Origin of the sequence: Ensifer sp. YR511 (assembly GCF_900103045.1) — a bacterium.
Classification (GTDB): domain Bacteria; phylum Pseudomonadota; class Alphaproteobacteria; order Rhizobiales; family Rhizobiaceae; genus Ensifer; species Ensifer adhaerens.
Genome location: NZ_FNGR01000010.1, coordinates 97,756 through 121,709, shown reverse-complemented (window position 1 = coordinate 121,709; position 23,954 = coordinate 97,756). Strand labels below are relative to the sequence as shown.

21 protein-coding genes are annotated in these 23,954 nt (G+C 63.6%); 8 read left to right on the top strand and 13 right to left on the bottom strand.

Annotated features, from left to right (window positions below; genetic code table 11):
- The 5 genes from nirB to hmpA form a co-directional block, all read right to left on the bottom strand.
- On the bottom strand, positions 1-2,451 hold the full coding sequence (gene nirB / locus BLU15_RS18650; RefSeq protein WP_090297070.1) for a nitrite reductase large subunit NirB: 2,451 nt from the start codon (positions 2,449-2,451) through the stop codon (positions 1-3).
- A gap of 17 nt (positions 2,452-2,468) precedes the next feature.
- Complete coding sequence (locus BLU15_RS18645; RefSeq protein WP_034789792.1) at positions 2,469-3,725, bottom strand: MFS transporter; 1,257 nt, start codon at positions 3,723-3,725, stop codon at positions 2,469-2,471.
- Between the two features lie 325 nt (positions 3,726-4,050).
- Complete coding sequence (locus BLU15_RS18640; protein ID WP_034789783.1) at positions 4,051-5,265, bottom strand: CmpA/NrtA family ABC transporter substrate-binding protein; 1,215 nt, start codon at positions 5,263-5,265, stop codon at positions 4,051-4,053.
- Positions 5,262-5,864, bottom strand: a complete 603-nt coding sequence (locus BLU15_RS18635; RefSeq protein WP_034789780.1) for an ANTAR domain-containing response regulator — start codon at positions 5,862-5,864, stop codon at positions 5,262-5,264. Before BLU15_RS18635 ends, BLU15_RS18640 begins: the two co-directional genes overlap by 4 nt.
- 224 nt (positions 5,865-6,088) lie before the next feature.
- Complete coding sequence (hmpA, locus tag BLU15_RS18630) at positions 6,089-7,303, bottom strand: NO-inducible flavohemoprotein (protein WP_034789777.1); 1,215 nt, start codon at positions 7,301-7,303, stop codon at positions 6,089-6,091.
- A 319-nt stretch (positions 7,304-7,622) separates the two neighbouring features.
- Here hmpA and BLU15_RS18625 point away from each other — a divergent pair, with 319 nt between their 5' ends.
- A complete protein-coding gene (locus BLU15_RS18625; protein ID WP_060606090.1) occupies positions 7,623-8,072 on the top strand; it encodes an Rrf2 family transcriptional regulator in 450 nt (149 codons plus the stop codon).
- A gap of 161 nt (positions 8,073-8,233) precedes the next feature.
- Here BLU15_RS18625 and BLU15_RS18620 read toward each other — a convergent pair whose 3' ends face one another.
- Positions 8,234-8,707 carry an Lrp/AsnC family transcriptional regulator gene (locus BLU15_RS18620; RefSeq protein ID WP_034789774.1) on the bottom strand — a complete coding sequence of 158 codons (474 nt, stop codon included), beginning with the start codon at positions 8,705-8,707 and terminating at the stop codon, positions 8,234-8,236.
- A 133-nt stretch (positions 8,708-8,840) separates the two neighbouring features.
- Between BLU15_RS18620 and BLU15_RS18615 the strand changes: the two genes are divergently transcribed.
- Positions 8,841-9,737, top strand: a complete 897-nt coding sequence (locus tag BLU15_RS18615; RefSeq protein ID WP_226020735.1) for a DMT family transporter — start codon at positions 8,841-8,843, stop codon at positions 9,735-9,737.
- Between the two features lie 18 nt (positions 9,738-9,755).
- On the opposite strand, the gene BLU15_RS18610 is transcribed toward BLU15_RS18615, so the two are convergent.
- Genes BLU15_RS18610 through BLU15_RS40645 form a run of 3 tightly spaced genes read right to left on the bottom strand, consistent with a single transcriptional unit; the run spans position 9,756 to position 14,197 of the window.
- Positions 9,756-10,907: an efflux RND transporter periplasmic adaptor subunit gene (locus BLU15_RS18610; RefSeq protein ID WP_034789769.1), complete on the bottom strand. Its 1,152-nt coding sequence runs from the start codon at positions 10,905-10,907 to the stop codon at positions 9,756-9,758.
- 15 nt (positions 10,908-10,922) lie between these two features.
- Positions 10,923-14,066: an efflux RND transporter permease subunit gene (locus tag BLU15_RS18605; protein WP_090297068.1), complete on the bottom strand. Its 3,144-nt coding sequence runs from the start codon at positions 14,064-14,066 to the stop codon at positions 10,923-10,925.
- Positions 14,063-14,197, bottom strand: coding sequence for a hypothetical protein (locus BLU15_RS40645; RefSeq protein WP_255381203.1), 135 nt, complete (start codon positions 14,195-14,197; stop codon positions 14,063-14,065). Before BLU15_RS40645 ends, BLU15_RS18605 begins: the two co-directional genes overlap by 4 nt.
- 326 nt (positions 14,198-14,523) lie before the next feature.
- Between BLU15_RS40645 and BLU15_RS18600 the strand changes: the two genes are divergently transcribed.
- Positions 14,524-15,126 carry a TetR/AcrR family transcriptional regulator gene (locus BLU15_RS18600; RefSeq protein ID WP_034789764.1) on the top strand — a complete coding sequence of 201 codons (603 nt, stop codon included), beginning with the start codon at positions 14,524-14,526 and terminating at the stop codon, positions 15,124-15,126.
- Between the two features lie 10 nt (positions 15,127-15,136).
- Here the strand turns inward: BLU15_RS18600 and BLU15_RS18595 are convergent, their stop codons facing one another.
- From BLU15_RS18595 to BLU15_RS18580, 4 genes are all read right to left on the bottom strand, one after another.
- A complete protein-coding gene (locus tag BLU15_RS18595) occupies positions 15,137-16,459 on the bottom strand; it encodes an MFS transporter (RefSeq protein WP_034789762.1) in 1,323 nt (440 codons plus the stop codon).
- 48 nt (positions 16,460-16,507) lie between these two features.
- On the bottom strand, positions 16,508-16,783 hold the full coding sequence (locus tag BLU15_RS18590; RefSeq protein WP_089042985.1) for a metal-sensing transcriptional repressor: 276 nt from the start codon (positions 16,781-16,783) through the stop codon (positions 16,508-16,510).
- 225 nt (positions 16,784-17,008) lie between these two features.
- Complete coding sequence (locus BLU15_RS18585; protein WP_034789739.1) at positions 17,009-17,467, bottom strand: SRPBCC family protein; 459 nt, start codon at positions 17,465-17,467, stop codon at positions 17,009-17,011.
- An 81-nt stretch (positions 17,468-17,548) separates the two neighbouring features.
- Positions 17,549-18,910 (bottom strand): dicarboxylate/amino acid:cation symporter, encoded by a 1,362-nt coding sequence (locus tag BLU15_RS18580; protein ID WP_034789738.1) that lies wholly within the window; start codon positions 18,908-18,910, stop codon positions 17,549-17,551.
- 398 nt (positions 18,911-19,308) lie between these two features.
- Between BLU15_RS18580 and BLU15_RS18575 the strand changes: the two genes are divergently transcribed.
- The 5 genes from BLU15_RS18575 (at position 19,309) to BLU15_RS18555 (ending at position 23,854) form a co-directional block, all read left to right on the top strand.
- Complete coding sequence (locus tag BLU15_RS18575) at positions 19,309-20,661, top strand: LLM class flavin-dependent oxidoreductase (protein ID WP_034789736.1); 1,353 nt, start codon at positions 19,309-19,311, stop codon at positions 20,659-20,661.
- Positions 20,662-20,670: 9 nt separating this feature from the next.
- Positions 20,671-21,555: an ABC transporter permease gene (locus BLU15_RS18570; RefSeq protein WP_034789734.1), complete on the top strand. Its 885-nt coding sequence runs from the start codon at positions 20,671-20,673 to the stop codon at positions 21,553-21,555.
- Positions 21,556-21,590: 35 nt separating this feature from the next.
- The gene (locus BLU15_RS18565) at positions 21,591-22,574 is read left to right on the top strand and encodes an ABC transporter substrate-binding protein (RefSeq protein ID WP_089042987.1); all 984 of its coding nucleotides are present in this window, start codon (positions 21,591-21,593) and stop codon (positions 22,572-22,574) included.
- A 9-nt stretch (positions 22,575-22,583) separates the two neighbouring features.
- A complete protein-coding gene (locus BLU15_RS18560) occupies positions 22,584-23,354 on the top strand; it encodes an ABC transporter ATP-binding protein (protein WP_090297065.1) in 771 nt (256 codons plus the stop codon).
- 113 nt (positions 23,355-23,467) lie between these two features.
- Entirely contained in the window at positions 23,468-23,854 is a 387-nt protein-coding gene (locus BLU15_RS18555; protein WP_034789721.1) for a hypothetical protein, read from the top strand.
- The last annotated feature ends 100 nt before the right edge of the window (positions 23,855-23,954 follow it).

Here is a 23,954-nt window from a genome sequence, read left to right as displayed (position 1 = left end):
TCACTCCGCAGCTTGGGGGAAGCCGACCGTCGCCATCGGCCGGAACTCGTGTTTGTCCTTGCCGGAGACGCGCTCCGACCAGGGGTCGACCTGGGCGAATTTCTGGCTGAAGACGAAGCGGTCGTAGTAGGCCTTGCGCTTGTCCGCATCGTCCATGATCTGGCGGCGGATCTCGTCCAGCCCGACGCGTTTCGCCCACTTGTAGATGCGCTCGAGATAGCGGGCCTGCTCGCGGTACATCTGCGTCAGCGCCACGATGTGTTCCAGCGCCTCGTCCTCGCTTTTCACCAGGCCAAGTACCTCGGTGCCCTTGATGTCGAGCCCGGCAGCACCGGCGAAATGGATCTCGAAGCCCGAGTCGACGCAGATGACGCCGATGTCCTTGCAGGTGGCCTCCGCGCAATTGCGCGGACAGCCGGAAACCGCCATCTTCAGCTTGGCGGGCGTCCAGGAACCCCACATGAACTTTTCGATGCGGATGCCGAGGCCGGTGGAATCCTGCGTGCCGAAGCGGCACCAGTCCGAGCCGACGCAGGTCTTCACCGTGCGCAGACCCTTGGCATAGGCCTGGCCCGAGATGAAACCGGCCTTGCCGAGATCGGCCCAGACGGCAGGTAGGTCTTCCTTTTCGATCCCGAGCAGGTCGATGCGCTGGCCGCCGGTCACCTTCACCAGCGGAATTTCGAACTTGTCGACCACGTCGGCGATGGCCCGCAGCTCGCCGGAATTGGTGACCCCACCCCACATGCGCGGCACGACGGAATAGGTGCCGTCCTTCTGGATGTTGGCGTGAACGCGCTCGTTGATGAAGCGCGACTGGTAGTCGTCGGCATATTCGTCGGGGAAATCGCAGACGAGGTAGTAGTTGAGCGCCGGGCGGCACTTGGCGCAGCCGCAGGAGGTCTTCCATTCCAGCTCCTGCATGACCGCGGGAATGGTCTTCAGGCCCTTGGCCTTGATCAGCCGACGTACGTCGTCGTGGCCGAGATCGGTGCAGCCGCACATCGGCTGGACGGCGGCCGGACTGTAGCTCTCGCCGAGCGTCAGCGTCATCAGCTGTTCGACAAGGCCGGTACAGGAGCCGCAGGAGGCCGATGCCTTGGTGTGGGCGCGCACCTCGTCGAGCGACGTCAGGCCCTTGTCGGCAATCGTGGAAACGATCTTACCCTTGCAAACGCCGTTGCAGCCGCAGATTTCCGCATCATCCGGCAAGGCTGCAACGGCCGCCATAGGGTCCAGCGGAGCGCCTCCCTGGAAGGCCTGGCCGAAGATCAGGGTCTGGCGCATCTCGGAGACGTCGGTCTCCTTCTTCTTCAGATCGTTGAACCAGGCGCCGTCGGATGTTTCGCCATAGAGCACGGTGCCGATGATGCGGTTGCCCTTCAGCACCAGCCGCTTGTAGACGCCGGCCGTGGCGTCGCGCAGAACGATCTCCTCGCGGTCGTCGCCATCGGCAAAGTCGCCGAGCGAGAAAAGTTCGATGCCGGTGACCTTGAGCTTGGTCGGCGTGTCGGAATGGACAAAGGCGGCGGAGCGGTCGCCAGCCAGATGCGAGGCGGCGACACGGGCCATCTCGTAAAGCGGCGCGACGAGGCCATAGACCATGCCGCCCACTTCCGCACATTCGCCGAGCGCCCAGATGCGGCCATCCGAGGTCTGCATGCCCTGGTCGACGACGATGCCGCGGTTGATCGCAAGGCCGGCCTCCTTCGCAAGGCCGACACTCGGCCGAATGCCGACGGCCATGACGACGAGCGTCGCCGGAATGATGCGGCCGTCGTCGAGCTCGATGCCTTCGACCCTGCCGTTGCCGACGATCGCCTTGGTGTTGGCCTTGCAGATGATCTTGATGCCGCGGCCTTCCAGCTCCTTCTCAAGGAGATAGCCGGCGGCCGGGTCGAGCTGGCGGTCCATCAGCGTCGGCATCACGTGAAGAACGGTGACGTCCATGCCGCGACCGGCAAGGCCGGCGGCCGCTTCAAGGCCGAGCAGGCCGCCGCCGATGACGACGGCCTTTTCGCGCGACTGGGCAGCGAGCAGCATGGCCTGCACGTCATCGAGATCGCGATAGGTGATGACGCCGGGCAGGTCCTTGCCGGGCACCGGCAGGATGAAGGGCACCGAACCGGTCGCGATCACCAGCTTGTCATAGCTTTCGGTCACGCCATGGTCGGAGGTCACGGTTTGGGCATCGCGGTCGATCGCGACGATGCGATGACCCTTGTAAAGCGTGATGCCGTGTTTGATGTACCAGCCGTCGCCGTGGATGATGATCTCTTCGTAATCCTTTTCGCCCGACAGCACCGGCGACAGCATGATGCGGTCGTAGTTGACGCGTGGTTCGGCGTTGAAAATGGTCACGTCGTAGCGCCCGGGCGCCTTTTCCAGCAGGTGCTCCAGCATGCGCCCCGGCGCCATGCCATTGCCGATGATGACGAGTTTCTCGGTCATGGTCTGTCCTTGTCTGTTTACGCGGCAGCAGCCGTCGGCAGGGTGAGCGCGCGGCGTTCCATCTGGCGGATCGAAAGATGCATCCACAGGAGCGATGCGACGACGACGGCAAAGAGAAGCAGGAAGCAGCTCGACCACAGGCCGGTCGCGTCCTTGAGCAGGCCGAAGGCGATCGGCAGCACGAAGCCCCCGAGCCCGCCGACCATGCCGACGATGCCGCCGACCGCCCCGACGTTTTCCGGGTAATAGGCCGGGATGTGCTTGTAGACGGCGGCCTTGCCAAGGCTCATGACGAAGCCGAGCACGAAGACCGTGACGATGAAGACGGCAGGCGTAATGCCGAAGCCGTGGCCCTCGCCGGCGGCCGGCAGCGACAGGATCAGTGTTGCCACCGCCGAGATGCCGAGCATCCAGTACATGACGCTACGCGCGCCCTTGCGGTCGGAAAGCACGCCGCCGAAGGCACGGAAGACGCTGCCGGGGATGGAGTAGGCGGCTGCGACCATGCCGGCCACGGCGATATCGAAGCCGTAGACGCCGACGAGATAACGCGGCAGCCACAGCGAGAGGGCGACGAAACCGCCGAAGGCGAAGAAATAGTAGAGCGAGAAACGCCAGACCTGGGCGTTCTTCAGCGGGGCGAACTCCTGGAGCAGGCTGCGCTTTGGCAGTTGGCGCTCGCGGCGGCTGCGGAAGGCCGGATCGTCGCTTGTCGTGAACCAGAAGACGAGCGCCGTGACGACGAGTGCGGCCGCCCAGATCTCGGCAACCGTCTGCCAGCCCCAGGCAATGAGGACGAAGGGCGCCAGGAATTTCGTCACCGCCGCGCCGACATTGCCGGCGCCGAAGATGCCAAGCGCCGTCCCCTGCTTTTCCGGCGGAAAGAAGGGCGAGACATAGGCGACGCCGACCGCGAAAGAGCCGCCGGCAAGACCGATGCCGAGGCCGGCGAGCAGCATCTGCGGATAGGTCGTGGCGTAGGTGAGCAGAAAGGTCGCAAGGGCTGCGGCCAGCATCGTCAGCGTATAGACGAGGCGCCCGCCGTAGCGCCCGGTCCAGACGCCGAGCAGGATGCGCACCAGTGAACCGGTGAGGATGGGCGTGCCGACCAGCAGGCCGAACTGCGCTTCGGTGAGCGCGAGGTCCTGCTTGATGCGGATGCCGATGATGGCGAAGATCGTCCAGACGGCGAAACAGATCGTGAAGGCAAAAGTGGACATCCACAAAGCCGTGGCGGGTTCGCTGGCGGATAATGGCTGCTTGTTCTCAGACATGGCTTCTCCGAGGCCCGACAAGGTCGTGCCGCTCCATCTTGGGGGTGAAAAACAAAAAGCCGCTGGCCAGGTATGCCCGACACGGTTCGCTCCGTGTGTGCAGTCCTGATCAGCGGCTTTGCTGGTAGGGCGCCCGTCGTTGGACACCGATCTCTTGGCCCGAGGGCCTGAGAATATAAAAGCAATCAGCGTGCCAGTTTTGGCAAGCTATTGATCTAAAAGAAAAAGTGAAATCGTCGGCCTGGCGTCATCCCGGTGGGTGACATTCCTTGGTGCAGTGCGAAGCCATTTTTTGTGCAATGCGCATAAATTAGGCGTCGCGCATTCAGCCTGCAGACTGGGCAGCGATGTAGGCATCGAGGTCGTCGGGATCGAAGCGTCCGCCATCGAAGAAACCATCCGGCCCGAGCGTCAGCGCGCCCGATGAGCCGACTGGGGTTTCGACGGTCAAGGCGCCTTCCACCTTGGCGCTTGCCGACGGCATGGCGATACCAAGGTGCTTCAATGCGGCGCGGTAGATGTCCGGCCGGTAGGTTTCCGCGGCGATGCGCTGGCGCTCTGCCGCATGCTCGATCTGCCGCCAGCGCACCATCTGGGTGTAGAACCAGAGGGCATGGCTCTTCCAGGGGAAGGTCGCCGCCTTGGCATTCGGAACGAAGAAATCTCTGACCACCCGGACCTCACCGCCGCCGACCGGCAGCGTGCCTTTGAGGGCGGGAAGAAGCAGTTCGGCGTCGCGCCCCACATAGGCAGGCTTTGCCAGAAGGGTCGCGAGTGCCTCGTGGTTATCCGGGCGGGCGCACCAAATTGACGCCTGATGAAGCGCCACGAGCAGGGCGGCCATCGCCTCCGGGTTGGCCTCCCCCCACTTTGCGTTGACGCCAAGCACCTTCTCGGGGCTCGACCGCCAGATCGCCGCCTTGACGGTGGCGAGATGTGCGCCGCGGCGAAGCACGCCGAAGGTGTTCCAGGGCTCGCCGGCGCAATAGCCGTCGATCACGCCTTCGGCGAGCGCATCGCCCATGTCGGGTGGCGGCAGCACGACGATCTCGATATCACGGTCCGGATCGATGCCGCTCGCCGCCAGCCAGTAGCGCAGTTCGTAATTGTGCCCGGAATAGGGATGCACGACGGCAAAACGCAGCGGCGCGCCCGCCTGCGCATCGATCGCCTTGCGCAGGGCTGCACCGTTCGCGCGCGCATCGAGATCCGTGGTCGCGCCGTTTTCCGCCATCCTTTGCCAGAGCGCCGGAGACACCGTCACCGCATTGCCGCCGAGACCCAGCGACATCGGCACGATCATTTCAGGGGCAGGCACATTGAGGCCGAGATTGCCGGCGATCGGCATGGGCCCGAGAATATGCGCCACATCGACATGGCGAACCGCAAGTCGGTCGCGGATGCTCGCCCAGGAGCGCTCACGCAGCAGGGTCAGGTCGATCCCCTGTTCTTCGGCAAAGCCCATCTCGCGGGCGACAACGAGCAAGGCGCTGTCGAGGAGCGGCACGAAACCGGCGGTGATGGCGTGGCGCGTCGTCATTCCTTTCCTCCCGGATCGAGCAGGCTTGCCGCCGTGACGAGGCTTTGGGCGATGTCGACGATCTTGCGGTTCTGGTTCATCGCCGTGCGGCGCAGCAGCGCATAGGCCTCTTCCTCGGAGAGCCCGCGCGAGCGCATCAAGAGGCCCTTGGCGCGGTCGATCACCTTGCGGTTTTCCAACTCGCCGCGGGTTTCTTCCAGCTCGCGGTTGAGGCGGGAGAAGGCGTTGAAGCGGCTGATCGCCATCTTCAGGATGGGGCGCACCCGTTCCTGCTTCAGACCGTCGACGATATAGGCCGAGACCCCGGCCTCGACAGCCGCCTCGATGGAGGCCTCGTCGGACTTGTCGACGAACATCGCGATCGGGCGCTTCACCGCGCGCGAAAGCTGGAAGATGCTTTCCAGCATGTCGCGGTTTGGGTTTTCGAGATCAATCACGATGACGTCGGGATTGAGGTCCGCGATACGCCGCGCCAGGCCGTGCATATTGTCGATGACGGTGACATGGTCATAGCCCGCGTCGCGCAGCCCGTCCTCGATGATGGCGGCGCGGATGCGATTCTCGTCGATGACCAGGACGTTTAGTCTGCTGTGCTGCATGCCACGACCGCATTCTGACCAAGCTTGACCTGCCGTGTCGGCTCTTTTTGCAATGCAGCATGGCGGGTCCGAAATCAAGGGCGATCTTTCGGATGGCGTTTACGCACAGGCGGGACTGCCGCAATCCTCGGCGCAGGTCGGCTTGCCGCGGCGCGAAGGCAGCGCCGCGGCAATGAGGAGATCAAGCTCTTCCACGGTCCGTGAAAGTGCCGACCGAAGGCATTTTAGGCTGCAATGAGTTCGTCGGCTGGGCCGAAGAACTCATAGTGGACCCGCTCGCTGGAAACGCCTTCCCTGGCAAGAGCCGGGACGAGCGCACGAAGGAACGGTTTGGGGCCACAGAGATAGAATTCGGCATTGGCGATCGGCGTGTGCTTGCGAAGCCATTCCGCGGTGATGAAGCCATCGAAGTCGTGCGACAGCCCCACGGCATCCCCGTTTGCAGGCGCACTATAGAAGCTGCTGATCGTGATCTTGCCGTGTGCGTCGGCGAGTTCGCGAACATGCCGATCCATGGCATGCGTGCCGCTGTTCAGCGCGCCGTGGACGAAGTGCGCCTCGAGGTTCGGATGTTCCTCGGCGATCGTCTCGAGAATGCTGACCATGGGGGTCAGGCCGACGCCACCCGACAGCAATACGACAGGTGCTTCCGGCGCTTCGGGGAGGAAGAAGTCGCCGGCCGGCGGGGTCGCGCTCAAGACCGTGCCGACGGTCGCCTGATCGTGGAGATATCGCGATCCGCCTTGCCCCTGCGCCTCGCGCTTTACCGAGATGCGGTAGAAGCTGTCGTTCGGCCCGCTGGAGATCGAGTAGTTGCGCTTCATCTCCAGGCCATTGTCCAGTTGGAAGCGAAACGTCAGATATTGGCCGGGTCTGTGGCGCGCAACGCGACCGCCGTCCTTGGGTTTCAGGATAAACGAGGTGACGACGTCGCTCTCGCGAACTTTTGAGACGATGACGAAATCTCTCCAGCCGTTCCAACCGCCCGAGCGCTCCATCAGTTCGCCGCGTATGGCGGTTTCGCGCTCCTTGAGAATATCGGCCAGGAACCAATAGGCCTCGCCCCATGCGTTGAGGAGCTCAGGGGTCGCAGCACTTCCGAGCACATCCTCGACGGCGGCGAGAAGAGCCTTGGCTACAAAGGGATAGTGCTCCGGAAGGATATGGTAGCCGATGTGCTTGTGGGCGATCCGTTCGACCACCGGGCCAAGCACGCCGAGATTATCGATGTTCTGCGCATAGGCGAGAATGGCGGCGGCAAGCGCGTTGACCTGTGAACCGCCTTCGCCCTGATTGGCGTGGTTGAACAGCGCGCGGATATGATCGTCACGGAAGAGGCGGGCATACATGCTTTTCGTGATTTCCGTTCCGTGGGCCGCGAGCGCCGGAGCGCTGGCTTTCACGATCTGGACAGTCTCGGGGGAGAGTGGTTTCGGCATGATTTTTTCCTTTCGGTGGGACGTATCAGTGGGGGCAGGTTGGTGATCCTGGAAATGCAGCCGGCAATTCACCGGGCCCGGTGATCGGGAACTGTGTCCCAATCTCTCGCGGCAGCGAATCCCGCGCTCAAAATCCTGTTAATGCGGACTTCGCCCTGGAAGCATTCGACGATCATCCTGATCTCAGCTCCGGCTACCGTTCGCGCGTTCATCGCAAATGACCCTTAAAGATGTATCTGAAATGCATCTATTCGCTTGCGATCAAAGATGCTAATTAAATGCATGTTTTTTGAACGGACTTTTTGACGCAGATCCCGCGATGAGGCTCACGAAATACACCGACTATGCGATGCGCCTGATGATCTATCTGGGCTCCCAGCCCACTGGGCTCAGCTCCATCCGGGAGATATCCGATACCTTCTCGGTCTCGCAGAACCATATGATGAAAGTGGTTCAAGACCTCGCGAATGCGGGGTTTCTGGAGGCTGTACGCGGCCGGAACGGCGGTATCAGGCTCGCAAGGGCTGCGAACGAAATCAATCTCGGCGCTCTCCTCCGGCACACGGAGGAGTTGTCCGATCTGATCGATTGCCGAGGTTGCCGCATCGCGCCGGCCTGCAGCCTGCCGTCCGTCCTTTCGGAAGCGACGGTCGCCTTCGTCGCGGTCTTCGACAAGTACACGCTTGCGGATCTCGTCGAAAAACGCTCGACGCTCGGCGTGCTCCTGGGTTTCAGGGCAGCGTTGCCGGGCGAAGATTGCACCCTGTGACGAAGGGATTGGCGGCCCGCGCGCGTTAGGTCGCCAGTCGCTCGAGGAATAATAACGCCCGGCACCCCAATGACTCGCCGCGGCCTGCTACTTCACGTCCGATTTGAGGTTGCGCCGCTTTGCTGGGGCGAACCTGGCCGTGGCCGGAGCCCGCCTGAGCATCAGATCGGTAGCAGCGCGTCCGGCTTGACGTCGCCGACCGAGGCGTAGGTGTGCGTCTCCCTGACGCCGGGCAGGGGCAAAATCACCCGTTCGAGAAAATCCTGGAACAGCGACATGTCGGCAATGCGCGCCTTCACCAGATAGTCGAAGCCGCCGATCACCATGTGGCATTCCAGAACTTCCGGCGCCTTTGCAACCGCGTCGGAGAAGCGCTCGAAGATATGCGGGGCGGTATGGTCGAGGCGCACCTGGATGAAGACGACGGTGCCCCGGCCGATCTTCTTCGGATCGAGGATCGCTCGCACGGCCTTCACGTAGCCCTCGCGGAAGAGGCGCTTCACGCGCTGGCTCGTGCCCGTTGGCGACAGGCCGACACGCTCTGCCAGCTCCAGTGTGGTCCGCCGGCCATCTTCCTGCAGCAATCTCAACAAGGTGCGATCGATGGTGTCGAGGCCTGCAATTTCGTTCTTCACGCTATTTTGTCCATGAAAGAGTGATAATCGCTTAGATTCATCGAAATCAGTGTATTTTGACGCGGCCGTTCGCGCAATACGGTGCTTCTGTCGAAGCCGCCGGGTAAGGCTTCCGCAATGTGGAGAGACGGGCGTGCAAAGTGTTACGATGGGGGAGGGCGACCGCAGCCGGCGGCTGGCGATATGGGCAGGGGTGGCGGTCGTCGCAATCACCACCTTACAGTTCGTGGCCGCCCGGTTCAGTCTGCGCGAGCATCTGACCGCCGCCGACATCGTCACCTTGCGGTTCTCTGGCGCCGCCCTGGCCTTCCTGCCGGTGTTCCTCAGCGTCGGCTTGCCGAAGTTGATGCAGCTTGGCTGGCGCAAGGCAACCGTGCTGGCGCTGCTGACGGGGCTGCCCTATCCGCTGATCATCAACCAGGGACTTTCGCTGGCACCGGTCGCCCATGCGGCAGCACTCTCTCCCGCCGTAATCGTCTTCTTCTCGTTCCTGTTTTCCCGTCTCGTCTTCAAGGACAAGGCCTCCGGCACGCGCCTTGCTGGCGTTGCCACGGTCATTGCCGGCCTTTTGCTGTTCGTGCTCCAATCGGGCGTCGCCGACGCCGGGACATTGCGCGGTGATCTGTTGTTCGCCGTTTCGGGGTTGATGTTTGCCACCTTTGCGGTGCTGGTGCGGCTATGGTCCGTCGACGCCGTGACGGCGACGATCGCAGTGGTGTTCTTCTCCTGTCTGCCGTTGCCCTTGCTGCACATTCTGGCGCCCAGCGGGCTCGCTGCCGCCTCTTTCACCGAAATTGCCACGCAATTCGTCATCCAAGGCTTTCTCGCCGGAGCGCTCGCGAGCGTTCTCTACACCTATGTCATCCGTCAATTGGGTCCGCAGCCTGCGTCGCTGTTCATGCCGTGCGTCCCGGTGACGACGACCGCGGCGGGGGTCGTCGTTCTCGGTGAAGTTCCGACGCTGCTTCAGGTCGTTGCCATTGCCGTCATCACGTTCGGCATGGTCTTCCCGATCCTGAAAAGGGCGTAGGCCGGGCCGGCGAACGGCCTATTTCTGCGCCTGCTCGGCCGGCATCGGTTTGACCGGTGCGCCCGGGAAAATCTTCTGCAGGTTTCCCGCGATCACCTGGTCGCCTTCCGCAACGCCTGAGGTCAGGCCGATGAGATCACCGCTCGTCGGCCCGAGGGTGACGAGCCGCTGCTCGACCGTTTCCCCCTTGCCGACGACATAGATGTACTTGCCGAGCTGGCTCGAGCCGAGCGCCGTTTCCGGCACCATCAGCACGTTCGGCTCGTCGCGGATCTTCAGCCGGACGCGGACATATTGGCCGGGCAGCAGGGAAAGATCAGTATTGTCGATCGTCACGCGCGCCACCACCGTTCCGGTATTTCCCTCGACCGTGTTGTTGATGAAGGTGAGGTCGCCGCGATAGCGCGGTTCCTTGTCGCCAGGCAAAAGCACTTCCGCCTGCACTTTCCCCTTCGCCCGGGCCTTCTGGATGTCGGCGAGTTCTGTTTCGCTCGGGTTGAAGGAAACATAGATCGGCGAAAGCTGCACGAGGTTGTTGAGCGGTGTCCCGGCGGTGTTGCTGACAAGCGTTCCCTCCGGCGCCTGGTCGCGGCCGAGCCGGCCGGCAAAGGGCGCGTGGATTTCGGTGTAGTCGAAATTGATCTCGGCGGTGCGCACCGCCGCCCGCGACATCTCCAGTGCCGCTTCGGCCTGGTGCACAGCACTCTGGCGCTGATCGAAGCTGTCCTTGTCGAGGTAACCCGTCGTGGCCAGTTCATTGCCGCGGTTGAGATTGGAGCGGAGATAGGCGAGCGACGCCTGGTCGCGCTCGACCTGGGCCTTTGCCTGATCGAGCGCTGCCCGATAATCGCGCGGGTCGATCCGATAGAGCAGATCACCTTCCTTCACATCCGAACCGTCGGGCACCGCCTGCGACTCGATATAGCCCGTGATCTTGGCGCGGAGCGTCACGTTGCGGATCGCTTCGGTGCGCGCCGAATAGTCGAGATAGATCGGAATGGTTTTCTTGACGACCGAGGCGACCGGCACGGGCATGGCCTGTTGCGGCGGCCCCACCGCCGCGCCGGCGTCGCCGCCCTTCAGCTCGAAGCCGCCGTTCTTGTAATGATAGGCCGCAGCAAGGGCGGCGACCACGACCGCTGCGGCAAGGACCAGTCTCGAACCACGCATGTCAGGCTCCAATTCCTATTCCGCCGCCTCCGGCTCGTGACGCTGGCCGATCGGCTGCGAGGACGTGCCCTCGCGCCATTTTTCGATGACCGCGTAGAAGACCGGGACGAAAATGAGTGTGAGGATCGTCGCCGCCAGCATGCCGCCGAAGACGGTGGTGCCGATTGACTGGCGGCTGGCAGCACCTGCGCCCCTGGCATACATCAGCGGCAGCACGCCGAGGATGAAGGCGAAGGCCGTCATCAGGATCGGCCGCAGCCGGAGACGCGCCGCTTCCGCGGCGGCTGCGACGACGTCGAGCCCTTCCTCGCGTCGGCGTCTTGCGAACTCGACGATCAGGATGGCGTTCTTGGCGGCAAGTCCGACCAGCATCACGAAACCGATCTGCGAATAGACGTCGATCTGCATACCGCGCAGCCAGAGCGCCGAAAGCGCGCCCAAAAGCGCGAGCGGCACTGACAGCAGCACCATGAAAGGCATCGACCAGCTTTCATACTGGGCGGCCAGGATCAGGAAGCAGAAGACGAGGGCGAGCGCAAAGACGAGCGCGGCGATCGAGCCTGCCCGGATCTCCTGATAAGTAATGCCGGTCCACTCGAATGTGTAGTCCCTGGGCAGCGTCGTTTTTGCCACCCGCTCCATCGCCGCCACCGCCTGGCTCGAGCTGAAGCCGGGTGCTGCCGCACCGTTGATCAGCGCCGAGGGGTAATTGTTGTAGTGGGTGATGGTCTCCGGGCCGACCGTCGGCTTGAAGGTTCCTAGCGTATTGAGCGGCACCATTTCCCCCTCAGTGTTGCGCACGTAGAGACGAGAGAGATCGGTGGCCGAGGCGCGTGCGCCTTGATCGGCCTGCAGCGTCACGCGGAAGGTGCGGCCGAAGATGTTGAAGTCGTTGACATAGAGCGAGCCGAAATAGATCTGCAGTGTGCTGAAGATATCCGGCAGGCTCAGGCCCAGCAGCTTCGCCTTGTCGCGGTCGAGGTCATAGTCGAACTGTGGGCTCGAGGTGCTGAAGGTGGTGAACAGCTGGTAGGGATTGATTTCCGGCTGCTTGCGCGCCTCGGCGATCAGCGCCTGCGTCGCGTCGTTCAGCGCCTCGGCGCTGCGGCCGGCAAGGTCCTCCACCTGGAACTCGAAGCCACCGGTAGCACCCAGCCCCTGGATCGACGGCGGGTCGAAGGCGAGCACTAGCGCGTCCGGGATCTGCAGTAGTTGCGGCATCACCGCTTCACGCAGCGCCGAGGCGCCTTGTTCGGGCGGCCGCTCGTCCCATGGCTTCAATACGGCGAATTGCACGGCCGAGTTTGACTGGGCGGCGAAGGACAGGAAGTTGAAGCCGACGACCGAACCGACGAAATCGACGCCGGCGGTGCCGCGCAGGATCTCTTCGGATCGCCGCGCGACCGCCTCGGTGCGTTCGAGCGAGGCACCATCGGGCAACTGGATGACGACGAAGAAATAGCCCTGGTCCTCGACCGGCAGGAAGGTCGAGGGGATGCGCTGCCATAGCGCATAGGTCGAGGCGATCGCGGCGAGGAAGACGGCAAACAGCGCCCAGCGCCAGCGCACGAGCCCGGCGACGCTGCGCGCATAACCGTGCGACAGGGCGTGAAAACCGCTGTTGAACCAGCGGAAGAGGGCAAAACGCGGCTCGCCGCGATAGCGCAGGAACGCGGCGCTCAGCGCCGGACTGAGGGTCAGCGAGTTGAAGGCGGAAAAAGCGACGGAGATTGCGACCGTCAGCGCAAACTGGTTGTAGAGGCTGCCGGCGACGCCCGGAATGAAGGCGACGGGGATGAAGACGGCCAGCAGCACCGCGGTCGTCGCGATGATCGGGCCGGTCACCTCCTGCATCGCCTTTTTGGTGGCCTCGAGCGGCGGCAGCCCGGCCTCCAGCTGGCGTTCGACGTTCTCGACGACGACGATCGCGTCGTCGACCACAAGCCCGATGGCAAGCACCATGCCGAGCAGGCTCAGCATGTTGAGCGAGAAGCCGAAGAGATACATGACGACCAGCGTCGCGATCAACGAAACCGGAATGGCGATCGTAGGGATGATCGTCGTGCGCAGGTTTTGCAGGAAGATGAAGACGACGAAGACGACGAGGGCGAGCGCCTCGAGCAGCGTGAACACGACATCCTTCATCGCCGCCGAGACGAAACGCGTGGTGTCGTAGAACATGTGGTAGGCGATGCCCGCGGGGAAGCGCTGCGACAGCTCGTCCATCTTCGCCTGCACGCGGGCCTGCAGGTCGAGCGCGTTGGAGCCCGGTGCCTGGAAGACGGCAAGCACGACGCTTTCCTTGCCGTTGAAGGTGACCGACGAGGAATAGAGCAGCGCGCCGAGCTCGATGCGCGCCACATCGCGCAGCCGCGTCGTTGCCCCCGTCGTCTGGTCGGCGCGCAGCACGATGTCGCCGAACTGGGACGGGTCGCTCAAGCGTCCGAGCGCGTTGATCTGCATCTCGAAGGGCGTGCCGGCCGGTGCCGGCGATTGCCCGATCTTGCCGCCGGCGACCTGGATGTTCTGCTCGGCAATGACGTTCTGGACGTCGACGGCGGTAATGCCGAGATTGGCCATGCGATCCGGATCGAGCCAGACGCGCATCGAATAGCGGCGCTCGCCGAAAAGCTGGACGTCGCCAACGCCCGGCAGGCGTTTGAGTGGATCGAGGATCTGCAGGTAGGCGTAGTTGCTGACCGCGGCGAAATCGACCGAATTGTCAGGCGAATCCAGGCTGACGAGCACGGTGAAGTTCGGGATCTGCTTGGCGATGGTCACGCCGGTCTGGTTGACGAGGGCCGGAAGCGAGGAGGCGGCCTGCGAGACGCGGTTCTGCACGTCGAGCGCGGCGACGTCGATCGGATAGCCGACCTCGAAGGAAATGATGATGCGCGACGAGCCGTCGTTCGAGCTGGTCGAGGTCATGTAGAGCATGCCGGGCACGCCGTTGATCTGCTGTTCGAGCGGCGTCGTCACCGTGTCGGCGACCACCTGGGCGCTGGCGCCCGGATAGTTGGCGGCAACGACGATCTGCGGCGGCGTCACGTCGGGAAACTGCGAAATCGGCAGCAGGAAATAGCAGATGCCGCCGGCGAGCGTCATGATGATGGCGATCGCCGATGCGAAGATCGGCCGGTGGATGAAGAAGTCAATCATGGGGCCGATCCTTTGGGAGCGCCACCATCGCAGCAGGCGGCGTGGCGGAAACTCGGCACCGGCACGCCCGCCGCGCGGACCTTGCGGTCAGCGACGGTCTCCCCAGCCTTCAGCCCATCCAGCATGCGCATCATAAGGCTCCAGCACGAGATCATGAAGGGCCGATCCGGTCCTAATCACGACGACCAAATCACGAGCGTTATCGAATCTAAAAAGTCTCTGCGGTGTGCGCTCTGGCTAAAAGACGCCTGGCGACCGCGCTCACCGACACTGCGCATGAAATTTTTCTGCTGTTACCGCCGCCGTTTCCGGAAGAGCTCTTTGCCGCAAGCGGATGCTCCTTGATTTGCCACGGTGGCGAAAATGTTACTGGTCGGTAACATCGTCGCATGTTATCGACCAATGACAGGGCGTCAAGGGGCAAGATTTTCCGCGCCGTTCACGCCGGACCACTGCGATGACAACGGATTTCTGCAAACCATCCCGTCGTTCGCCGCGCGATCGCATCGTCGAGGCTGCGCGTGATCTCTTTCGCCGCCGCGGCATTCGCGGAACCGGCGTCGATGCGATTGCCGATGCTGCCGAGAGCAACAAGATGACGCTCTACCGCCACTTCAGTTCGAAGGACGAGCTGATCGTCGAATGCCTGCGCCATGCGGGAATGGAGATGGATGGCTTCTGGCGCGAACTGGAAGACCAGCACCCGGGCGACGGTATCGGTCAGCTCAGGGCCTGGGTCCGGCGTATCGCCGAGCACCTCGGCGAGGACAAGTGCCAATGCGAAATGATGAGCGCCGCCGTGCAGCTGACCGATGAGGATCACCCCGGCCGCGAGGTGATCCGCCTCTTCAAGGATGCGCAGCGCGACCGGGTCGTCGAGCTGTGCCGCCGGGCCGGCATCGCCGACGCAGAGCTGCTCGGCGACACGCTGCTGCTGCTGATCGATGGCGCGCGCGCCGCGCAGCAGAGCAGCGGCGCCGAAGGGCCAAGTGCTCGTTTCGCCGAGATCGCCGATGCGGCGATCCTGTCTTTTGCCGGCAACAGCACCGCCTCCAAGTAGCGGCCGTTGCCTACCGCTGGGCTGGCCAGTCCGGGTGATGGCTGTCGATCACGAACACATGGGTGTGGCGGTGGCCGCTGCCGACGCGCGTCGCACCGGCAAGATGGGGGTGATCGCCCGCCAGCGCATGATGGGTGTGTTCGATTTCGTCCGGGTCGGGCGCGGGCCAGAGCCGGGCGGCCGCGGCGACAGCGCCGATGGCGATGAGGCCAAGCGCGATGAAGGTCGTGCCGAGCCCGGCGGTAGCGCCGAGCCAGCCGGCCAGCGGATAGGTGATCAGCCAGCAGGCATGCGAAAGGGCGAACTGCGCTGCAAAGAGCGCCGGCCGGTCTTCGGGCTGGGCGGAGCGGCGCAGCAACCGGCCGGACGGCGTCTGGGTCAGCGAGTAGCCGATACCGATGGCGAGCCACAGCGGCAGCAGCGAAGCGAAATTTGGAACGAGGGGCCCGATGAACAGGCCGGCGACGAGGATCGTCGCCCCGGAAAACATCGCGAAACGGTCAGGCGTCCTGTCGAGCAGGCGCGGCAGCATCAGCGCGGCAATCATCGAGCCGCAGCCAAAGGCGGCAAGCGCGATCGCCGTGTCGGTCTGGGTAAGGTCGAAGCCGGCCTGAACCAGCACCACCGTGTTGACGATGACCATCGAACCCGCCGCCGAGACCGCGAGATTGAGCGCGAGCAGGCCGCGCAGCCGTGGCGTCGAGAGATAAATGCGCAGACCCCGTGTCGTGCGGTCGTAGATACCGCGCCGTTCCGCAGCCTTCGGGCTTGGCAGCGCGACGGACACGACGAAGGCGGCCGAGGCGAGGAAGCCGATCACCGTGCCGGCAAACAGGTCATGGAAACTGACGACGGTAAGCAGTGCCGCAGCGAGCATCGGGCTTGCGACGCTTTCGAGATCATAGGCAAGCCGCGAGAGCGACAGGGCGCGGGTGTATTCCTTTTCATCCGGCAGCACGTCGGGAATGGTCGCCTGGAAGGTGGGGGTAAAGGCGGCCGAGGCCGACTGCAGCACGAAGATCAGCACATAGACCTGCCAGATCTCGGTCACGAACGGCAGGAACAGCGCGACGGCGGCGCGCACCAGATCGAGGCTGACGAGCATGGCACGGCGTGGAAGCCGTTCGGCGAAGGCGGCGGCGATCGGCGCCACGCCGACATAGGCGATCATCTTGATCGCGAGCGCCGTCCCGAGCACCGCGCCCGCTTCGGCGCCGGCCAGATCATAGGCGAGAAGGCCAAGCGCGACGGTTGCGAGGCCGGTTCCGATCAGCGCGATCACCTGCGCCAGGAACAGGTGGCGATAGGTGCGGTTTGCGAGGATCTGCAGCATGATGATTGGGCCTCGCTCGGTGGCGGTTTGTGGCAGCGGATTTGCTGCTCAGAGGTATTTCGTGATCGCCTTGAACTCGTCGATGGAGTGGCGCTGCTCGTGCGGAAGCGCCCCGATCGTGTCTTCAAGGCAATGGTCCAGGTGATCCTGGATCAGGGTTCGCTTTGCCTGGCTGATCGCCTTCTCCACTGCGTGGAGCTGCTGGGCGATGTCGAGGCAGGAGCGGCCGCCTTCGATCATGGTGATGACGCTCTTCAGGTGCCCCTCCGCGCGTTTCAGCCGCTTGACGATCTCGGGATGGGTGTCGTGTCTGTGCTCGCTCATATCAATATCCTATCCCCCTGGATAGGATATTTCAAGGGAGTGATTTTCGATGGTTGCTGCGGTGTCCGAAGGCGGGCGTTGTGGCGCCATGTATCTGGTCTATCCGGATCCAGATGCGGCGGGACCGGGTGCCCAGCGCCTGGGCGAAATCATCAGGCACGAGGCACGCGCCTGGCGCAATAGTCGTCCGTCTGCGCGTCTTTCCGGAATGTGCCCGCCGTTGCTTTAGGCCAGCCTCTTCGAGAGGCCGCGGCGGCCGCGCTCCATCACCACCCCGTGGTTCCAGCGAAAGACGGGTCTGAGGATAAAGGAAAGACGGACCATCCAGGGCTTCGTGACTGTCACGATCCAGTCATAGCGAACGCGGCAAGCGCTGCCTTCGCCTTGCAGGGTCCAGCGGCCGATGCCGTCGAGTTCGCCCAAGGCCCGGCCTTCGATGAAGAGAGGCGGCTCGACTTTGGTGGTCTCCATGTCGAAGACCAGTTCGTAGGGGAGTGCCGTCGACCAGCGCATGCGCCTGACGGCGCCGACACCATGTTCGTCCCCCTCGTTTAGCAGCGTAACCTGCTTCACCGATGGCCACCACTCGGGCCAGCGTTCCGGCGTGCTGAGTTCACGCCACACGTCTTCAAGCTGGGAGGCGATCGTCCATTCGGTGACGAGATGAAAGTTGGTCGACGACATCGCCGATCCCTCAACAGGCGGAACGCCTGAAGTATAACACGGCATGCGGACCTTGCGGCCCGCATGCGTCGTTTCACGCCGTCAGGCAGCGCGTGCAGCGGCGCCAAGCGGTTCCAGGTCGTCGAGCACCTTGTCGCCGTTGTAGACGGTCTCGTCGAGAATGCCTTCGCGCTTGGCGACGATCGTCGGCACGAGCGCCTGACCGGCGACGTTAACCGCCGTGCGGCCCATGTCGAGGATCGGGTCGATGGCGAGCAGCAGGCCGACCCCTTCGAGCGGCAGGCCGAGCGTCGAAAGCGTCAGCGTCAGCATGACAGTCGCGCCGGTGAGGCCGGCGGTTGCGGCAGAGCCGAGCACCGAGACGAAGACGATCAGCACATATTCCTGGATGCCGAGCGGCAGGCCGAAGAACTGCGCGATGAAGATCGCCGAGATGGCCGGGTAGATCGCGGCGCAGCCGTCCATCTTGGTGGTGGCGCCGAGCGGCACGGCGAAGGCGGCATATTCGCGCGGCACGCCGAGGCTCTTTTCGGTCACTGTTTCGGTAACGGGCAGGGTGCCGACGGAGGAGCGTGAAACGAAGGCGAGCTGGATCGCCGGCCAGGCGCCGGCAAAGAAGCGCGAGGGCCTCAGGCCGTGGCCGACGAGCAGCGCCGGGTAGACGACAAAGAGCACGATCGCAAGGCCGATATAGACGGCAGCGGTGTACCAGCCGAGCTGCGCCAGCGTTTCCCAGCCGTACTGGGCAACGGCGCGACCGAGCAGGCCGATCGTGCCGATCGGCGTCAGCCGGATAACCCACCAGAGGACCTTGCGCACAATCGCGAGAAGCGACTGGTTGAAGGCGAGGAACGGCTTGGCAGCATCGCCCACCTTCAGCGCCGCGGCGCCGACGGCGATCGAAACGACGAGGATCTGCAGCACGTTGAAATTGAGCGAGGTGGTGGCACCCGTGTCGGTGACCTTGGTGCTGGCTTCAAGGCCGAGCATGTTGGCGGGCACGAGGCCCTTCAGGAAATCGAGCCACGAGCCGGAATAGGAGGGGGCCTTGGCAGCTTCCTGCGAAACGGCCGAACCGATGCCCGGCTGAATGATCAGGCCGAGTGCGATGGCGATGACGACGGCGATGAGAGAGGTGATCGCGAACCAGAGCAGCGTCTGCCACACGAGCTTGGCGGCATTCTGCAGCGTCGCCAGGTTGGCGATCGAGGCGACGATGGCGGTAAAGACGAGCGGCGGTACGAGCGCACGCAGAAGCTGGACGAAGATCGAGCCGATCGTCTGCAGGGTGACCGTCAGCCAGTTGGCATTGCCGCTGGCATCGACGCCCATATTGCGGGCGATGAGGCCGAGCAGCAGGCCGATGACCATGGCCGCCAGGACTTGGAACCCGAAGGAAGCATAGATCGGCTTTGGTGAGGATTGGGTGGTTGCTTGGGACACGTCTTTCACTCTCATTGTGTGGCGGCGGCCACATTTTTAGGCAATGGCCGCCGCAAGTGCCCGAAAAATAGTCGAGTATTCTGGTCGAGATAAGAAAACCTTTGGCTCGAAAACTATTCCAAGTGGAATATTTTCCCGGATCAACCGCGCACTCTCGCTCCGGCCGGATTGCGCCTGAGGGCGGCGAAGCGGTCATCGATCTCTAAACCGGGCGAACTGACGAAAAACATTTCAATCCCGGCACGTCTCGTTGAAATCCTCTTTCTCTATAAAATTAATATATAATGTAACCTGTCTGTCGTGGCCGGAGTTCGCCGCGTGTTGCGGAGCGCCTTGTGCGCTTCGCCCTCGGCAGGGTGATCTCCTCGAGTTTAAAGCGAGAACAGGAGAGGATTGAGATGACACGCAAGATCCGGCTTGGAGCCTTTCTTCCCGGCGGCGGGCAGCATATTGCCGCCTGGCGCCACCCCGACCAGCCAGCCGACGGGGCGACCAGTTTCGAGTTTCACAAGCAGCTGGCGCTGACCGCCGAACGTGGTCTGTTCGATGCCTACTTTCTTGCCGACGGGCTGGCGATCGGCTTCGGTGGCGCGCGAGAGGGCGGCAATGCCCGTGTTGCCGGCTTCGAACCGGTGACCCTGTTTTCGGCGCTGGCGCCACTCACCACCCATCTCGGTTTCATAGCCACCTCGTCGACGACCTATGAGGAACCCTATACGACAGCGCGCAAGTTCGCGTCGCTCGACCTCATTTCCGGCGGTCGCGCCGGATGGAACGTGGTGACGACCACGGGTGATCCGACCGCCCAGAATTTCAACCGCGACACGCAGCTTCCGCATGCCGAGCGTTACCGGCGCGCCGCCGAGCATGTCGATGTGGTCAAGAAGCTCTGGGACAGTTTCGAGGACGATACCTTCATCCGCGACAAGCAAACGGGCGTCTTTTTCGATCCGGCGAAGCTGCACGACACGGATCACCGCGGCGAGCATTTCAAGGTCCGCGGCCCGCTCAACATTTCGCGCTCGCCGCAGGGACATCCCGTCATCGTGCAGGCCGGCCAGTCCGATGATGGCAGGGGCCTTGCCGCCGCCACTGCGGAGGTGATCTTCACGGCGCACCAGCACATCGAAACGGCGCAGGAATTCTATCGCGATATCAAGGCCCGCGCCCGGGGCCTGGGCCGCAACCCGGACCACATCCTGGTCATGCCCGGTGTCTCGCCCTTCGTCGGCCGTACGGAAGCCGAGGCGCGGGAGAAATACGAACGGCTGACCTCGCTCATCGTCGAGGAGGACGGCATCGGCCTGCTCAACGGCCTGACCGGCGGAACGCTCGATCTCCGTGGTTACGACCTCGACGGGCCGCTGCCGCCGGCGCCGCCGACCGAGGGCATGAAGAGCCGCCAGGCGCTGATCCGCCAGATCGCCGACGAGAACAACTTCACCATTCGCCAGCTCTACCAATGGATCGCGTCGGCGCGCGGCCACTACACGATTGTCGGTACGGCGGGGCAGATCGCCGATACCCTGCAGGAATGGTTCGAGAACGAAGCCGCCGATGGCTTCAACATCCTGCCGCCATGGTTCCCGACGGCGCTCGACGACTTCGTCGAGCTGGTGATCCCGGAATTGCAGCGTCGCGGCCTGTTCCGCACTGCCTACGAGGGCAAGACGCTGCGCGAAAACCTCGGCCTGCCCGTTCCCGTCAACCGCTGGACTGCCGCCCGGTCGGCCGTTCAAGCAGCGGAGTGAGGTGTTGCCATGTCCTATGAAACCATCAACCCCTCGCTTGCGGCAGGCTTTGCAACGGCGCGCCGTGAGGCTCTTGCCAAGAGTTCCACTTCGCCCGCCGCGCATTCCCGGCCGAACTCCGTGCCGCGCTGGCGCCGCCTGCTCGGCGCAATCGTCGCCCGCTACGGCCTCGTGCTGACGTTTCTGGCCTTCTGGCAGGTTGCAAGCACCGTGGGCTGGGTCAACGCGGCGGTGTTTCCGCCGCTCGACGTGATCCTGTCGGCCCTTTGGGACGGCATCGCCGGCGGCGCGCTGCTCGACGACATCGCCATCAGCCTGCAGCGGTCGGGCATTGCCTTTGCAGCCGCCGTCGCGGTGGGAATCCCGCTCGGGCTGTTCATGGGCCAGGTCCGGCTTGTCGAACAGGCACTCGACCCCGTCCTTCAGCTTTTCCGCCAGACCTCGGCCCTGGCGCTCTACCCGGTCTTCATTCTGCTGCTCGGTCTCGGCGAAACGTCGAAGGTCTTCGTGATCTTCTGGGCGACGCTCTTTCCGATCCTCCTGTCGACGATCGGTGGGGTCAAGGAGGTCGACAGGAAGCTGATCGAGATGGCTCGCACCTACGGCGCCGGCTCGCTCGCCGTCTTCCGCCGCGTGGTTCTGCCGGCCTCCGTGCCCGCGATCTTCGTCGGCCTCAGGCTCTCGGCCACGACCGCGTTGCTGCTTCTGATCGCTGCCGAAATGATCGGAGCGAACAAGGGCATCGGCTTCCAGGTGATGAACGCCCAATACAACTTCCAGATCCCGCTGATGTTTGCATCGATCCTGCTGCTTGCCCTGCTCGGTCTCGCCGCCAATGCGCTGCTCGTTCTCATCCAACGCAATCTCTGCCGCTGGTCTGCGCCGAACGCCTGACCGCCTTACCAGTTCCCCTTCGAAAGGATATCGAGATGACCTTCCACCCCCGCAATCTTCTTCTCTCGGCAGCCGTCACACTTGGCCTTGTTTCACCGGCGGCCGCTGCCGACGCGGTCACGCTTCGCTATCTCGCCAGCCAAGGCGGTCTGTCGGCACATGAACTCGCGCAGGAACTCGGCTATTTTGATGGAACCGGCATCACGATCGAGAGTGTCGGCTACGCCACCGGCGGCCCGGCATCACTGATCGCGCTGGCCTCCGGCGACGTCGAGATCGGCAGTGCGGCGACATCGGCCGTGCTGAACTCGATTATCAGCGGCAACGATTTCGTGGCCGCCTATCCCTCCAACGGCATCAATGACGAAGTGCAGTCGATCTTCTACGTGCTGGAAGGCAGCCCGATCAAAAGCATCAAGGACATCGCCGGCAAGAGCATAGCGGTGAACACGCTCGGTGCGCACCTCGACTATACGATCCGCGAGGCCTTGCACTCTGTCGGCCTGCCGACAGATGCCGCCAACCAGGTCGTCGTGCCCGGTCCGCAACTGGAACAGGTCCTGCGCTCCGGCCAGGTGGATATCTCGGCCTTCGGCTATTGGCAGACGACCTTCGAGGGCGCGGCTCGTAAGAATGGTGGTCTGCGCGCGATCTTCGACGACACCGACGTGCTCGGCGAGATCGCCGGCGGCTTCGTCGTGCTCAGACGCGACTTCGTGAAGGAGCATCCGGAAGCGGCAAAGACCTTCGTGCTGCAGTCGGCCCGCGCGCTCGACTATGCCCGCGAACATCCGCAGGAAACGAAGGACATCCTTGCCAAGGCCCTGAAAGCCCGCGGGGAAAATCCTGAGATCGCCCAGTACTTCCGCGGCTATGGGGTGCGGGCCGGTGGCCTGCCGGTCGAGCGTGACCTCCAATTCTGGATCGACGTGCTGGTGCGCGAAGGCAAGCTCAAGCAGGGCCAACTGGCGCCAAGGGACGTGCTCTTGGCCGTCGACGGCGCAACGGCCAGCAACTGAGGACGTTCCATGAGCGTTACCCAGAACCCTCGCCGGGGAGAGGTGACGATCCGTCACCTCTCCAAGTCCTACCGCCTGAACGGCACGCCCTTGCCTGTGCTTCGGGATATCAACCTTAATATCCGCTCCGGCGAGACGCTCGCTATCGTCGGCGCCAGCGGTTCGGGCAAGACGACCCTGCTTCGGGTGCTGGCGGGTCTTGAGGATCCGGATGCCGGAGAGGTGCTGATCGACGGAAAGCTGACGAGAGGTGTCGGCAACGACCGTGCCGTGATCTTCCAGGAGCCGCGGCTCCTGCCCTGGCTGACGGTGCTCGACAATGTCGGCTTCGGGCTGGAGACGCGTGGTCTTTCCCGTGGGCAGGCACGAGACCGGGCGCGGCGCTACGTGCAACTGGTCGGCCTGCAACAGTTCGAAGACGCCTATCCGCGGCAATTGTCGGGCGGTATGGCGCAACGCGTCGGCATTGCCCGGGCGCTTGCGGTCCAGCCGGAAATCCTGCTGCTCGACGAGCCGCTGGGCGCGCTGGACGCCATGACCAAGATCAGCATGCAGCAGGAGTTGGCGCGGATCTGGCGCGACGAGGACGTGACAACCGTGCTCGTCACCCATGATCTCGAGGAGGCGATCTATCTCGCCGACCGTATCCTCATCCTGCCGCGCGAAAAGGGCGGCGAACCTCGGCTGATCGAGATCGACCTGCCGCGGCCGCGCGACCGCAGCGCCAGCGCCTTCGTGCGCCAGCGCGAGGAACTGCTCGGCATCTTCGGACTGCACTAAGGTCGCGTGCGGAACGGTTGCAGCGATTACGCGTTATTCTCTCTCGACGTTCGCATCCACCGGGGGCGATGCTGCCAGATGGTCGGATGCTCAGCCGAGACAGGAGCAACGCCATGAAGCTTTCGAACGGAATGTCATTCGCCGCAATCGTTTTTGCCCTTGGCACGGCAACACCGGCGCTCGCCAACGGCTTCTACACCGGCATCGATCCGCACAATCCGCCGGGCACCCAGAACCGGGTGCTCTACGGGCAACCCTACTATGTCGAACCCGCGCCCGGCCCGGTCTATGTCGAGCCTGTAGAGCCGCAAGTCTATGTCGATCCGATGCCAACTGGCAGCATCTATGTCGATCCGTATGTCGATCCGGCGCCGGGTTATGTCTACCGCCCGCCGGCCCGCACGCTGGGTGATGCCCGCCAGCGCTACACGGGCGAGTATCAGAGCGGCGGACAGGGCGACTACTATCTGGGCGTCGCGCATCCGCCGCAGGTTCCCTGAAGAACCGGCTAAGCGAAGGGGCGCGGCAGTACCGCCGCGCTCCCTGATTCGGCCGGGTGCCTGAATTCAGATGCCTATTTCAGATGCCTGGAGTTTGAGG

What these genes read in the sequence shown, in the direction of transcription:
- BLU15_RS18590 (WP_089042985.1), bottom strand. Translation starts at nt 16,783, where the DNA reads ATGAGCGAGCACAGACACGACACCCATCCCGAGATCGTCAAGCGGCTG.
- BLU15_RS18640 (WP_034789783.1), bottom strand. Translation starts at nt 5,265, where the DNA reads ATGACGACGCGCCACGCCATCACCGCCGGTTTCGTGCCGCTCCTCGAC.
- BLU15_RS18595 (WP_034789762.1), bottom strand. Translation starts at nt 16,459, where the DNA reads ATGCTGCAGATCCTCGCAAACCGCACCTATCGCCACCTGTTCCTGGCG.
- BLU15_RS18635 (WP_034789780.1), bottom strand. Translation starts at nt 5,864, where the DNA reads ATGCAGCACAGCAGACTAAACGTCCTGGTCATCGACGAGAATCGCATC.
- BLU15_RS18585 (WP_034789739.1), bottom strand. Translation starts at nt 17,467, where the DNA reads ATGTCGTCGACCAACTTTCATCTCGTCACCGAATGGACGATCGCCTCC.
- BLU15_RS18560 (WP_090297065.1), top strand. Translation starts at nt 22,584, where the DNA reads ATGAGCGTTACCCAGAACCCTCGCCGGGGAGAGGTGACGATCCGTCAC.
- hmpA (WP_034789777.1), bottom strand. Translation starts at nt 7,303, where the DNA reads ATGCCGAAACCACTCTCCCCCGAGACTGTCCAGATCGTGAAAGCCAGC.
- BLU15_RS18575 (WP_034789736.1), top strand. Translation starts at nt 19,309, where the DNA reads ATGACACGCAAGATCCGGCTTGGAGCCTTTCTTCCCGGCGGCGGGCAG.
- BLU15_RS18605 (WP_090297068.1), bottom strand. Translation starts at nt 14,066, where the DNA reads ATGATTGACTTCTTCATCCACCGGCCGATCTTCGCATCGGCGATCGCC.
- BLU15_RS18555 (WP_034789721.1), top strand. Translation starts at nt 23,468, where the DNA reads ATGAAGCTTTCGAACGGAATGTCATTCGCCGCAATCGTTTTTGCCCTT.
- BLU15_RS40645 (WP_255381203.1), bottom strand. Translation starts at nt 14,197, where the DNA reads ATGCGCATGCTGGATGGGCTGAAGGCTGGGGAGACCGTCGCTGACCGC.
- BLU15_RS18625 (WP_060606090.1), top strand. Translation starts at nt 7,623, where the DNA reads ATGAGGCTCACGAAATACACCGACTATGCGATGCGCCTGATGATCTAT.
- nirB (WP_090297070.1), bottom strand. Translation starts at nt 2,451, where the DNA reads ATGACCGAGAAACTCGTCATCATCGGCAATGGCATGGCGCCGGGGCGC.
- BLU15_RS18645 (WP_034789792.1), bottom strand. Translation starts at nt 3,725, where the DNA reads ATGTCTGAGAACAAGCAGCCATTATCCGCCAGCGAACCCGCCACGGCT.
- BLU15_RS18570 (WP_034789734.1), top strand. Translation starts at nt 20,671, where the DNA reads ATGTCCTATGAAACCATCAACCCCTCGCTTGCGGCAGGCTTTGCAACG.
- BLU15_RS18600 (WP_034789764.1), top strand. Translation starts at nt 14,524, where the DNA reads ATGACAACGGATTTCTGCAAACCATCCCGTCGTTCGCCGCGCGATCGC.
- BLU15_RS18610 (WP_034789769.1), bottom strand. Translation starts at nt 10,907, where the DNA reads ATGCGTGGTTCGAGACTGGTCCTTGCCGCAGCGGTCGTGGTCGCCGCC.
- BLU15_RS18565 (WP_089042987.1), top strand. Translation starts at nt 21,591, where the DNA reads ATGACCTTCCACCCCCGCAATCTTCTTCTCTCGGCAGCCGTCACACTT.